Raw genomic sequence first — 11,657 nt, 5'->3', positions numbered from 1 at the left:
CTCAGCCCTCTTTACTGGTCGTGGCTTTTTTCTCTTTTGCCGCTTTACTGCTTTTTGCACTGATTCCGCGCTCTGCTAACCCGGCCTGAAGTGCAATCTCCTGCACCCGGGCAGGAAGCGCCCCATCGTCATACTCACCGGCCCGAATGACCTCAACACGCATACCGTCCGGTGACCATTTCAGATCTTGTTTCAGGATCATGATTCTTCACCCGTCAGAACAGGGGGCGCGGTTCCGCGCCCCTGAGTGATTACGCCGCTGCAATCTTCAGCAGTTTGATGGCCTGCGAATCGACCAGCATCCCGCCGGTGCGCTTGGTGGTATAAAAACCGACAAACGGTTTATTGGTGTACGGGTCACGCAGAATGCGGGTGCCGATACGGTCAACGATGGTGTAACCCCGTTTGAAGTTACCAAATGCAATGGCTTTCGCATCAGCGGCGATATCCGGCATCTGTTCGTTTTCAGCGATACCGTAACCCGCCAGAGAGGACGGCTGCCCCAGTTCCAGCCCCGGACGCCACAGATAGTTACCCTCGCTGTCTTTAAGCAGACGGATGGCAAACAGGCTGTTGTTGTTCATCATGAACTTCGCGCCAGTGCGGTGTGCCTTACGCAGCGTGTAAATCAGTTTGATAATGGCGTCTGCGGTCACCGCCGTCGCTTCGCCGGATACAATATGCTGAAGTTTGCCGAACGCCCGGACCTTATCGGTTTCATCAGTGGATTCATACGCCAGGAACCCTTTCGGCTTCTTGGTACCATCGCCGGTGGTAAAGGCAATTTCTTCCTGTTCGGCAAATTCGGTTGCCAGCTCGCTGTTGATCCATGCTTCCACGTTGAAAAAGGCATCATCCAGCATTTTCTGGGTGGCCTGCGGGTTACCGTAGATTTCCCCCATGAAAGGTTCAATCAGGCCCAGTTTTGAGGTGGCAGTCTGGGAGCGCGCGTCAGTCTCGCCAACCCATCCGGAAGCCGTGCCGCCCAGATTCACCAGTTTTTTGTAGTCGGAACCACCAACGGTGATCACCGTGGCTTCCTGGCGCATCACCACTTCATCTTTCAGCAGGGTGAGAATGTTGCGATCCAGTGCTTCCGGCACGGCATAGCCGCCGTCTTCATCGGTGCCCACCTGCAATGCCTTGCGCTCCAGATCGCGCAGACCATCTTCACGGCCTTTACGCAGGAAGCCCACAAACGCTTCTTTATGCTCGGTGGCCAGTTTATTTTGCGCACCACCTGCCGGACGTTTCAGCTCAAGCAGCTCTTTTTCAAGATCGCTTTTGAGGTTTTCCAGCTCGCTGAGTTTCCCGTTCAGGGTTTCCACCTGCCCGGCAAGTTTGCCTTTTTCCTGCTCAATCGCATCCACGCGCTTGTCGTTCTTTGCTTTGAAGTCGTCAAACTTCTGCTGCAGCTCCTGCGCGACCTGTTCGACATCTTTAATATCAACCGCCATCGTATTTCTCCTGATTAGAAGTTCAGATTTTTCAGTGCATTCAGTGCAGAGCCCACATCCTCAGCGTCGCGCAGGGACAGTGCGCCATAGCCCCCGGCCATGAATGCTTTGGCCTGGGTACGGGAGAGTCCGACATCACGCAGGACTCTTTCGATTTTTTTCTGTTCGGGGATTTCCCCGCGGGCCAGTGCGTTCTTGACGTCGCTGATCCGCGCCTCGTCGTTAGACGGGAACGTCACCAGGCTGACTTCCCAGAGGTCGATTTCTTTCAGCAGAAAGGCTTCTTTGCTCCGGTCGTATTCCCAGTCTTTCAGGACGTACCCAATAGAAAGGCCGGTTAACGAACCGGCCTTCATGTGTGCATGTGCGCGTTTTGCGAGGGGATCATCATCAATAAGCAACCGTCCCCTGACGTAAAGCCCGACATCGTCTTCCTTCATTTCGGTGTAAACACCGATGGGTTCATCCATGCGGTGCTGCCAGAGCAGCGCAGGTAACGCTTTTCTGTCACTCCACGCCCGCAGGGAAGCAGCAAATGCCCCGGACATCACCACATCATCGTGGCTGTCCTTTACACCAAAGACGGAGCCATACCCTTCAAACTCACCGGAGTCACTGACAGATTTCAGACTCAGCGGTACATCAAGACGTTGTTTCGTCTGCATTGGCGTTATCCTTCTGCTTACCGGCTTTACTGCCATCGGAGGGTTTCGTGGTCATGTTCATCGGTGTGAGATAGACATCCCCACCGGGACGGGGATTCATATCTTCCAGGTCGCGGCAGTCATTGGGAGAGTAAATTCCCCAGTTAATCCCGGTGGCGTAGGCTTCAAAACGGGACTTCATATCCCCGCGCAGTAACGCCCCGGCGTTAAATTTGGCGTAATAAACGCCCTGCTTACTTTTTCGAACCAGTCCGGTGTTGATCCGCTGCTCGATGCGGGTCAGATACGGCACCAGTGAATAGTTGATAAATCCCAGCCCCAGCTCTTCAATATTGTTGAAGGTGGCGCGATCGGTGTTCTGCACCATGTGCAACGGCACCCGGAACAGACGACAGATTTCTTCAAGCTGAAACTTGCGGGTTTCCAGGAACTGGCTGTCCTCGGCGTTCAGCGCCATCGACTTCCAGTCCAGCCCCATCTCAAGGATCATCGGGCGGTGAGCATTACCAAGCCCGGTGTGACGCTCCTCAAAATCTTTCTTCAGGCGCTCGTAAGCCTGATCTGACAGCGTCTGCTCTGTACGCAACACACCCGACGTCACCGCACCATTGCTGAACAGTCTGGCCCCGTGCTCTTCGGTCGCAGCTGCCAGCGATATTGCCTCGCGGGCATAGGCGATGGGATTCAGCCCCACCAGACCGTCCAGCGTCAGCGTGCGCACATGCCAGATATCTTCCTGGCTCAGCACATCCGTGGAGCCGTCCGAGAATGTGACCTGATAGACCGGCTCCCAGCTACTGTTAAGCTTCGGTACCACACAGCCAGGATCGACGGGCAGCAGTTCAGCCACTTCGCCAAATGCTTTCACTTTGTAGGCGTAAAAGTTTCCCCGCAGGCACAGACAGGTGACCACCAGCTCCCAGAACTCCTGCGGCGTCATATAGCCATTGGGATGCGTGGAGATCAGCTTATGCAGACGTTCGCCGGTGGCCCTCTGTTTCAGGCTGCCGTTCAGGTGATACAGATTGCAGGGCAACATCCCGACCGACTCTGCCAGCACCCTGACGCAGGAAAAAACCGCCGTCAGTCGCATGGCCCGCTGGCTGCTGATCTGCTTTCCGGTATAGGTGTCGTATGACAGCCCGATAGCCTCCGCCAGCTCTGCTGGCGTGGTCACCGGCGCGTCACTTTTTCGTTGAAATAATCCCGAAAAGAACACTATTTACCTCCGCCGACAGACAGCTGTGTACGATCGAGATATCGCGCCACCAGCCACGACCAGAACAGGCACAGCGCCCCGGCAACAACAAAACCCGCCGGGGGATAAATCAGCCAGGCACCATATGCCAGCAAAAGCGCACCCAGCACGCCCACCAGAGGCGCGAGAATCAGCATGATCATAATTACCTCAGTTAAAGCGAGCGGATCCCGTAGGACTCAATGTGGTCAGACAGCGTGTCTTCTTTCTCGTACAACATGGCTCTGCCAACCGCCATAATCAGCGCAACTGCACCATCGATTTTGTTTTCCGCCTGCTCTTTGACGGGTTTCACCACATCATCGTTACCCGGAATGGTTTTGCCGACCACGTTGCCGATACACCAGGTCATGATGGGATTGCCATCATGATGAAAGCGCCCCGATTCAATTGCCGCTTCCAGCTCTTTCATCGGGTCGGACATGTTGGTGTAGTTCTGAATGATAGTGATGGGGTTCAGGTCTTCATCAGCAAGGTCATGTGACAACCCGGTCGCCCCGAAGGGGTCGATGGGTGACTCACTGACCGGGCTGATTTTGTTCGCCGCTTTGGCCTCCTCGAGGATGTAGCGATAATCCACCTCCGCACCATCGGTAACGGTCAGAACGCCCATTTCCACCCATTTCTGAAAGCGTTCGGCTGTCCGTCGATCTTCATTTTTCTCGACGCTGTACACCGTGTCATACGGTACCCAGAAACGCGGGGCCACACTGTAGTAATGCGTTTTACCGTCAATCTCGCGGGTATAAAGTCGCGCCATGCTGTTCATATCCAGCTTACGCGCCAGGTCAAAGGCCAGAATGCACGGCTGCCCCTCGAACTGCTCAAGGGTCAGTGATTTATCCTCGCAGCTCTGCCAGCTCACCAGGTTGAAATACGCCGAACGCGCCGACACCCAGATATTGAGGTGTTTTGTTTTAAAGACGTTTGCCAGACGGGCGTTATTTTTCGCACGCTGCTGCTGACTTAACAAAAATTCGCGATAAACCGACACGCCAATATTTGGATTGGCTTTTTCCAGCACCTGCGGGTCGGTCCAGTCGTCACCTTCATCAACGGTATAGATGATCCCGAACAGTTCATCGTTAGGCACCGAGCCATTGAGCATCTCGATGACTTCCCGCCGCTTGTCGTAGCACGGCCCCTCAATGTTGTACCCGGCGGTGGTGATAGCCCACATCAGTGGCTGACGTCGCGCCCCCATCCCGGTAAGCATCGTGGTGTAAAGCGCATCGGTGGCGTGCTCGTGATATTCATCCACCACCGCACAGTGGGGTGATGAACCATCACCGGGGTTACCGATCAGCGGTTCAAACCGCGCGCCATCCTCCGGACGGTTCATGTTTGAGGCGTTAACCTCAATCCCGAACGCTTCCGTCAGCATGGGTGTGCGTTTACACATCAGTCGAGCCGGGCGAAAGACTTCCCACGCCTGTTTCTCTGTCGTGGCACCGGAATACACTTCCGCGCCAAACTCGTTATCACAGGCAAAACAATACAGGGCAACACCGGCAGAGATTGCCGATTTGCCGTTCTTACGGGGGATTTCGGTATACACCTCCCGGAAGCGGCGCAGCCGGGAGCCTTTATTGACCCAGCCAAACGCGCAGCAGATCACAAAGAGCTGCCACGGCTCCAGCGTGATGGGCATCCTCTTAAATGCCCACTCACCCTTGGTGTGCGGCAACAGCTGAATAAATTTGGCGGCCCGTTCAGCCAGGTCCTTGTCGAAGCGGTAACGAAACGACTTACTTTTTTCCGCCATCAGGTCATCAAGATGGCGCTGGCAGGCCTGAATCACAAACTGGCAGGCCACAATCTTTCCGCGCACGACATCCCGGGCATACTGATTGGCAGCATTTACGTTGGGGTAAGATTTCCGGCTCATGATTCGATGATTTTCAGAAACGGGTTAGTGGCTTTCTTCTGCCCCGCCAGGCCAATCAGACGCTGACGGCTGCTGGGGTCGAGTCCGAGCATTGCCCCCGTGCTGCTCATCTCGGACTCCTGTTCTTTTTTGGCTGTCAGCTCCGGATTTTTGACCCTGCCGCCCATTGCGCCGGTGATGGTATTGCCCTGTATGGCAATATTTTTCACAGCACGTCGCCAGAACTCATAGGCCACGCACCACCGCTCAAGCACCGCGAGGTCAGTCACGCACAGCAGGCCCTGACCGCAGAGTTCTTTGGTTGTCAGTTGCCACATGATCGTGGCGAGAGGGAGATCTTCTTCAGCGAACCACTCCGGTGGCTCAACACCTTTGATGGGCGTAAAAACAGGTTCATCTTTGTTCAGGGCTCGCTTGCCGGGGTTTCCGGCCAGCGCCTTGCGCGCCGTTGGCTTGGGGCGACGCCCGGAACGCCCCGCCGTTCCAGCCATATGCGGCACTCCTGGTTAAATTTCATTTTTCGCGGGTATAAAAAAACGATGGGGCGGGCAGTCCGGAAGACGTCAGGTCACAGGGATTTGACCCGCCCCTCCCCTCAGAAAGTTGAGAATTATTATCACTTCAGTCGTTCACGGGCCGTCTTCGCCTTATGACACGGCCAGCACAGGCTCTGCAGATTGCAGTCTGCATCAGTGCCGCCATGCGCTTTAGGGATGATGTGGTCAACGGTTTTCGCCTCACGCACCACACCGACATGCAGGCACAACTGACACAGGCCTTTGTCACGCTTCAGCACGCGCGCGCGGATAACATCCCACTTCGAACCGTAGCCGCGCTGGTGACGGGATTGTCCTGGCTTGTATTGTTTCCAGCCTTCGCTTTTGTGGCTTTCACAATAGCCTGACGGATCAGTGGTGGTTTGGCGGCAGCCGCGAACGCGGCAGGCTTTTGGGGTTCGTGGGGGCATTTAAAGTGGGATCTAACTCTAATAATTTAAAAAATTTAATTGGGTCTTGATATTAATCACATAGACTCAATGCTCTTTAGTTCTTACATAGGTGGTTGTATTATGAGTATCCCCAGTTTAGATGTTCATAAAGTTGTTAAGTGCGCAGAGCATAAAAAGGCTTTAGATGCAATATCTCTCAAACTTAAGAATAACATTATTGACTCAAGCTCTGAATACGATTTTCTTGGCGACACAATAATTTTCAATAAAGATAAAAAAAATAGGTTAACCCTCAAACTTTCAACATATGAACTAGAACTTATTTTCAAAGAAACACTGCTAGTCATTGATGAAGCTCCTGTATTGAAGTTTGCTGCCATTGACCCAACCGATGAAAATAACAACGAGCTGATTGATTTATTTTTATCCAAAGGTGGATTTATTTATATTAGAGAATACAAATCCGAGCCACATTATGAGTATGGCGACACTTCTCTATTTTTACATATACTTGACGCTACTCTTAAAGAGCTTAAATCTGCAAACAAAATATCCTATTAAATAAATTTTTGCTAACATAGCCCCGCGCCATGACAAGATTTTCTGTTCTAGATGCAAGGGCTATGTGTGAATATCTATAAACAAAAACCCCATCCGGTGATTTTTGTCATTTTTTAGCCATCTCAATTGCGGCATCAAAAAGTCGTTCAAGAATAAAATCAGGGTACTGTAATTTTTCTTGCTCGATATGAAGCTCATAAATTTTCCCTTCCCACTCCCATTTAAAATTAAATCCAGAAGCAGAAGGTGCGAAATGTGTTTTAGCTTTAGGGTTAGCGTAACCAGCAACAGTCAACACATCAAACTTAAAATCTTGAGGTTTAATACGCATAATCATATCCTTTGCCAAGTTCATCATTATTCTTCGCGATTATAAAACAATGAATAAAATCATTAAAGCATAGACGTTAAATATCCTCAAAATGTGATTAGTTGGGACATTGCGTCCTGATATACTCCTGCAAGTAATTGACCTGTGAGGTTATCTTGTCGATTCCACTTCGGAGACGGTAATAATGGAGTTCAGCATCTGCTGTAAGTCTAGGGCTTTCTCCATCGCCCATGCCGCTGGCTCCGGTCGTTGACTTTGTACAGGTGGCGGCGACTTGCAGGCGCTTATGCCCAGCAGAAACATCAGCACGAAGACTTTCGATAGTCGCATTAGCATCAGCAAGCTCCTTTGTATATCTGGCATCGAGTTCAGCTACATTACGTTGACGCTTCTGCATATCAGCGATGATGGATGTGGCTTTATCGCGCTGTACTTTGTAGACGATGGCGTCATCACGGTAATTATCAACAGCCCATGACAAGCAGACGATGATGCAGATAACCAGAGCGGATATAATCACCGTTACTCTGCTCATACCTGAATCTCTTTGACCGTTCCGCCGGCTTCTTTGAATTTTGCAATCAGGCTGTCAGCCTTATGCTCAAACTGACCATAACCAGCTCCCGGCAGTGAAGCCCAGATATTGCTGCAACGGTCGATAGCCTGACGAATATCACCGCGATCAATCATCGGTAAAGCACCACGCTCTTTAATCTGCTGCAGTGCAACAGCATCCTGGCTTTTTGGAGAGAAGTCTTTCAGTCCAAGCTGTTTACGGTATGCATCCCACCAGCGGGAAAGAAGCTGGTAGCGCCCGGCAGCCGTTGATTTGAGTTTTGGGTTTAGCGTGACAAGTCTGCGAGGGTGATCGGAGTAATCAGTGAATATTTCTCCGCCCACAATGACGTCATAACCATGATTACGTGTCGGTTGTAGCCCATTATCCGTTCCTTCTGACCAGGCCACCATATCGAGGAAAGCTTTACGCTGAGGATTAAGATTTTGCATTTTTCACCCCTGTCAGTCGTTCCCAGAAGTACGTCAGTGCAACCGAACCCATCGCACCACTAATCCCCGCAGTTGCGAGAATCATGTAAATACTGAATCCACTTTCGATACTGATTAGGCCACCAATAACACCGGTGAATCCTGATACAACTATCTGAGCGAGGGCATTTATCCAGCTCCACGTTGCTTTACTCTGCTTCACATCAATCAGGTAACGGACAAGCCCCCCCCAACCTGCGATGATCAGCAAAACAAGCCAGAACGCTCCGGCAAGATTCTCTTTTTCGTGCATATGAATAGCCGCAGTTTCGCCTCCGACAGAAAATCGGAGCGTGAAATGATATGTTGATTTATTATTAATTCGAAAATTACATTCTAATTCATCAGGCATTGATGATTTTATAATAATAAAGGCCGTTCGTTACGGCCTTTATTATTGATATTTATTTTACATCCCAAGGTAGTTCCTCAAGAGAGAAGACTAATTCATTATCAATAATTTCGTATTCTGCATAACCTTCAACCTCTCCTGAGAAGTTATTGTCAACGCATCCTTCATAATAGCTATATGGTGCTATAAAGTGAAACCCATATTCATCTATCTCTGTGATTTCAAAATTGTAGTAATCGTAAGAATATCGAATATCATCATCAGAAATAGAACTAAGTACATAGTTATTAAATTTATCGGAATGCTTAACGATAAGTTCTGACAACGCGTCAAGATTCTCTGGAGAGATATTTCCTAACGGTAATCTGTACTCAACGGCATTAATCATACAACCTCCTTTTTAACTGATATGAGGTTATATAATGTGTTTCAGTACAAGTAAATAAAAACCCGCTCAACAGCGGGTTCGTGAAAATTATCAACGGCAGACATACAAAGCCCATCGTTGAGAAAATCTTATCCATATTTTTTGAAAAATGCAAGCTTCATGTCACTATCTTCGGCGAAAATCACTTATCTCGTCACCTTTCTCAATTGTGTTTCAGCATATGCTTCTTCCTGCCAGCACTTTGTTACTAGTTTATCAATTACGTCTGCATATCCTTTGTACCACTGATAATCAGTCAGGTCTGGAACCAGCTTCTGGACATGACGTCGTGCCAGTGTAGTCGGTAAACGGCTAAACCGGTTTCCATTGCAACGCCCACAAGTCTTATAAACAGGCGTGCCATGAAGCCGGGTTCTTTTTTCATCCAGGACAATACCTTTACCCTTACACCCTCTGCACGCCGTGCTGACTTCTCCCTTGCCATGACAATGCTGACACAGTTCCTTCACCCACTCTTCTTTGATAACGGATTCCCCGCTTCTGGAATGTTTCACCACTTCGCGCAATACATTATGAAATCCAGTACCAGTACAATGCTCACAGCGAGCCTTACTTGCCGCAGACCTGGAATAATCAGCAAAGGCAAAATTCACAAGGTAAGGGATGATCTGTAACCGGGTTTCTTCACTCAATTTGTTCAATGTCGGGTTATCCAGTGCCATCGCGTAATTGAGCAGGCCTTCAATCGCAAACTGAGGATCCTGAACACCAACTTTTGCCAGGAATAAGGCAAACCCAAGCGGTGCTTTCGACTGCACCATCCCCTGCGCAGCCATTACATCCGTAATTGTTAAACCACCCGAGCCTGTCGCCGATGCGTCATCGCTCAATTTTGGAGATTTTGGGGAGTAATATTTCGGTAAGGCTTCAAGGTTCATGCTCGTTCTCCACTTACACCAGTACGCCAATTGCCAGCGCACGATCGATAAAACGAAATATCAGCTCCAGCTGGGAGCCATACATCTCTTCAAATGCCACGGTATCCGCATGCAGCTCGTCGTGATGCTTTCTGCACAAAGGCAACACAAAAAGGTCATGCGCTTTTGTACCCATTCCACCCTGTCCGTGGCCTATCAGGTGGTGGGGATCATCAGCGGGCTTTCCACAACATGCACACGACTGTGTCTTAACCCAGCGCGTGTACTTTTCATTAACCCAGCGGCGACGTTTTGGGCGTAACATAAAAGACTCCGGCGACTCCGGATCCACTTTCAGCGCCAGCACCTTTTTCGCCTTATCCTGGATGATGCTGGTGGCAGGAACCGAAGGCACAAGGTCACTTTCCCGGGTGACAGACGGCACAACAGGCTTCGGTAATCTCAGTGCCTTACGGGCTGCACTTTCCGGTAAGGCATCCGCCAGATCATTACGAACCAGCCACCAGCACAGTTCCGGCATTGTCACAACGTGACTGTCATCAAAACCGAGATCCCGACGCACAACAGACAACACCCAGCGGGCACAGTTATCCGTTGCCATTGATTCCAGCCGTTCCGTGAACTGATCGCGAAGCAGGTTATCGCAGTGCCAGCACAGACGGATTGCGCCCGGCGCGTGTCGCATTGTGGTCATGTTCTCGCTGTGCCATCCGGAATGAGGCCACTGACAGCCCTTTTCACGAAGTAACCAGCTTTCAAGACATTCCACACCCCCCGCACGACGAATAACTGCCTCATTGCGGAACACGGCCCGAATGGCAGGATCATCCGCCAGCGGTTGTGATGCCGCCGGAACGGCACCACTGGCAAAAGATGAATAACGTTCCGGCTCAGGCTCCAGCAGGACACGCCCCTGCATAAACAGGGGCATCAGCTCTGAACCGGGCCTGAACAATACGATCCCCATACGCGGGGCAATTTCAGGGGTCAGTAGTGCTCTCACGGTCACCTCAATGAACGGTATCGAGCAGCTTTAACAGCTCAGGGAATCGGGATTCGAAGAAATGCGGCTGCGTCTCGCGCGGATTTGCAGGACTGGTGATGTTCTTGCCGAACATGCAGCCTTTCGCCGTCAGCGACCAGAATTTTTTGATGTTGTTAATCGCTGTACGGCTGTATCGTTCGCGCTGTTCGACGATCCCCAGCTTCGCCATCTGGTGATATGCCTGATTAGCCGTAAGGCGGATACCATACTGTTTCAGCAGTGCACTCAGCGACAGTGTCGGGCGACTTGAGCCATCAGGCGCGTCAGCAGGAGCATCAATGGCATAGCGCGGTGCCAGATTCGGTAAGCCAACAGCCTCCTGAAGCTTCTGACAGGCTCCAAGCACTGATGAGTTAGACAGGTTTAATTCCCGGCGCATAAAGTCCAGCAGGATCACGCCAGCCTGCATCTTGTCAGCAGCCTGCCCGGATAATTTTTCCGGTGTGCTGGTTACCATATCGAAAGTACGGATCACCTTCAGATGGAATGACGGGCTTATCCACATTGCATAGGCATACACCAGTTCTTTGCAGACATACGTCCCCTGGTTATTTCCGCCACGAATAACGTTAACTGGCTCTATATTGACCGAGTTGCAAATCTGCAACTCGCTTATTAAACGTTCAGTTTGCTCATTGCGGAGCCAGAATGCAGGCTTATGCTTATCCAGAGAACCGGCAGCCCTGTGCAGATCGTTCAGGCTGTAACGCCCATAAGCATCACGACGAACTTCAATACCATCAATAACCATCAGATTATTCATACTTCGTTTCTCCTC

The 11,657-nt window shown here is 50.8% G+C and carries 17 protein-coding genes; 1 reads left to right on the top strand and 16 read right to left on the bottom strand.

From position 1 onward, the window contains the following. Window position 1: 1 nt before the first annotated feature. The 8 genes from EAS44_RS06920 to EAS44_RS06885 form a co-directional block, all read right to left on the bottom strand. Window positions 2-202 carry a hypothetical protein gene (locus EAS44_RS06920; RefSeq protein WP_000601360.1) on the bottom strand — a complete coding sequence of 67 codons (201 nt, stop codon included), beginning with the start codon at window positions 200-202 and terminating at the stop codon, window positions 2-4. 49 nt (window positions 203-251) lie between these two features. Beyond that, window positions 252-1,457 (bottom strand): phage major capsid protein, encoded by a 1,206-nt coding sequence (locus tag EAS44_RS06915; protein WP_000257492.1) that lies wholly within the window; start codon window positions 1,455-1,457, stop codon window positions 252-254. A 14-nt stretch (window positions 1,458-1,471) separates the two neighbouring features. Further along, the gene (locus EAS44_RS06910; RefSeq protein ID WP_001193631.1) at window positions 1,472-2,122 is read right to left on the bottom strand and encodes an HK97 family phage prohead protease; all 651 of its coding nucleotides are present in this window, start codon (window positions 2,120-2,122) and stop codon (window positions 1,472-1,474) included. After that, a complete protein-coding gene (locus EAS44_RS06905; protein WP_000466267.1) occupies window positions 2,100-3,341 on the bottom strand; it encodes a phage portal protein in 1,242 nt (413 codons plus the stop codon). The genes EAS44_RS06910 and EAS44_RS06905 overlap by 23 nt, the downstream gene beginning before the upstream one ends. Continuing rightward, complete coding sequence (ymfR, locus tag EAS44_RS06900) at window positions 3,341-3,523, bottom strand: protein YmfR (protein WP_000605604.1); 183 nt, start codon at window positions 3,521-3,523, stop codon at window positions 3,341-3,343. Before ymfR ends, EAS44_RS06905 begins: the two co-directional genes overlap by 1 nt. A gap of 11 nt (window positions 3,524-3,534) precedes the next feature. Continuing rightward, window positions 3,535-5,268: a terminase large subunit gene (locus tag EAS44_RS06895; RefSeq protein WP_000088150.1), complete on the bottom strand. Its 1,734-nt coding sequence runs from the start codon at window positions 5,266-5,268 to the stop codon at window positions 3,535-3,537. Continuing rightward, window positions 5,265-5,759 carry a phage terminase small subunit P27 family gene (locus tag EAS44_RS06890; RefSeq protein ID WP_000929172.1) on the bottom strand — a complete coding sequence of 165 codons (495 nt, stop codon included), beginning with the start codon at window positions 5,757-5,759 and terminating at the stop codon, window positions 5,265-5,267. The genes EAS44_RS06895 and EAS44_RS06890 overlap by 4 nt, the downstream gene beginning before the upstream one ends. A gap of 125 nt (window positions 5,760-5,884) precedes the next feature. Beyond that, window positions 5,885-6,235, bottom strand: a complete 351-nt coding sequence (locus EAS44_RS06885; protein WP_001135216.1) for an HNH endonuclease — start codon at window positions 6,233-6,235, stop codon at window positions 5,885-5,887. 102 nt (window positions 6,236-6,337) lie between these two features. Between EAS44_RS06885 and EAS44_RS06880 the strand changes: the two genes are divergently transcribed. Beyond that, on the top strand, window positions 6,338-6,778 hold the full coding sequence (locus EAS44_RS06880) for a hypothetical protein (RefSeq protein ID WP_000026993.1): 441 nt from the start codon (window positions 6,338-6,340) through the stop codon (window positions 6,776-6,778). Between the two features lie 106 nt (window positions 6,779-6,884). Here the strand turns inward: EAS44_RS06880 and EAS44_RS06875 are convergent, their stop codons facing one another. The 8 genes from EAS44_RS06875 to EAS44_RS06840 all read right to left on the bottom strand — a co-directional run bounded on the left by EAS44_RS06875 (window position 6,885) and on the right by EAS44_RS06840 (window position 11,642). Then, window positions 6,885-7,109, bottom strand: coding sequence for a hypothetical protein (locus tag EAS44_RS06875; protein ID WP_001220676.1), 225 nt, complete (start codon window positions 7,107-7,109; stop codon window positions 6,885-6,887). Window positions 7,110-7,206: 97 nt separating this feature from the next. Then, a complete protein-coding gene (locus EAS44_RS06870; RefSeq protein WP_000092331.1) occupies window positions 7,207-7,644 on the bottom strand; it encodes a lysis protein in 438 nt (145 codons plus the stop codon). Then, window positions 7,641-8,117, bottom strand: a complete 477-nt coding sequence (locus EAS44_RS06865; protein ID WP_001180490.1) for a glycoside hydrolase family protein — start codon at window positions 8,115-8,117, stop codon at window positions 7,641-7,643. The genes EAS44_RS06870 and EAS44_RS06865 overlap by 4 nt, the downstream gene beginning before the upstream one ends. After that, window positions 8,104-8,409 (bottom strand): phage holin family protein, encoded by a 306-nt coding sequence (locus EAS44_RS06860; RefSeq protein ID WP_000544527.1) that lies wholly within the window; start codon window positions 8,407-8,409, stop codon window positions 8,104-8,106. Before EAS44_RS06860 ends, EAS44_RS06865 begins: the two co-directional genes overlap by 14 nt. Before the next feature lie 151 nt (window positions 8,410-8,560). Further along, window positions 8,561-8,896, bottom strand: coding sequence for a hypothetical protein (locus tag EAS44_RS06855; protein ID WP_000606308.1), 336 nt, complete (start codon window positions 8,894-8,896; stop codon window positions 8,561-8,563). Between the two features lie 185 nt (window positions 8,897-9,081). After that, window positions 9,082-9,834 (bottom strand): antitermination protein, encoded by a 753-nt coding sequence (locus EAS44_RS06850; protein ID WP_001047143.1) that lies wholly within the window; start codon window positions 9,832-9,834, stop codon window positions 9,082-9,084. A 13-nt stretch (window positions 9,835-9,847) separates the two neighbouring features. Continuing rightward, window positions 9,848-10,837: a DUF968 domain-containing protein gene (locus tag EAS44_RS06845; RefSeq protein WP_001350764.1), complete on the bottom strand. Its 990-nt coding sequence runs from the start codon at window positions 10,835-10,837 to the stop codon at window positions 9,848-9,850. Between the two features lie 7 nt (window positions 10,838-10,844). Continuing rightward, window positions 10,845-11,642 (bottom strand): KilA-N domain-containing protein, encoded by a 798-nt coding sequence (locus tag EAS44_RS06840; RefSeq protein ID WP_001061411.1) that lies wholly within the window; start codon window positions 11,640-11,642, stop codon window positions 10,845-10,847. Window positions 11,643-11,657: the final 15 nt, after the last annotated feature.

This window comes from Escherichia coli DSM 30083 = JCM 1649 = ATCC 11775, from assembly GCF_003697165.2.
GTDB lineage: Bacteria > Pseudomonadota > Gammaproteobacteria > Enterobacterales > Enterobacteriaceae > Escherichia > Escherichia coli.
This window is presented reverse-complemented; position numbering and strand designations above follow the sequence as displayed.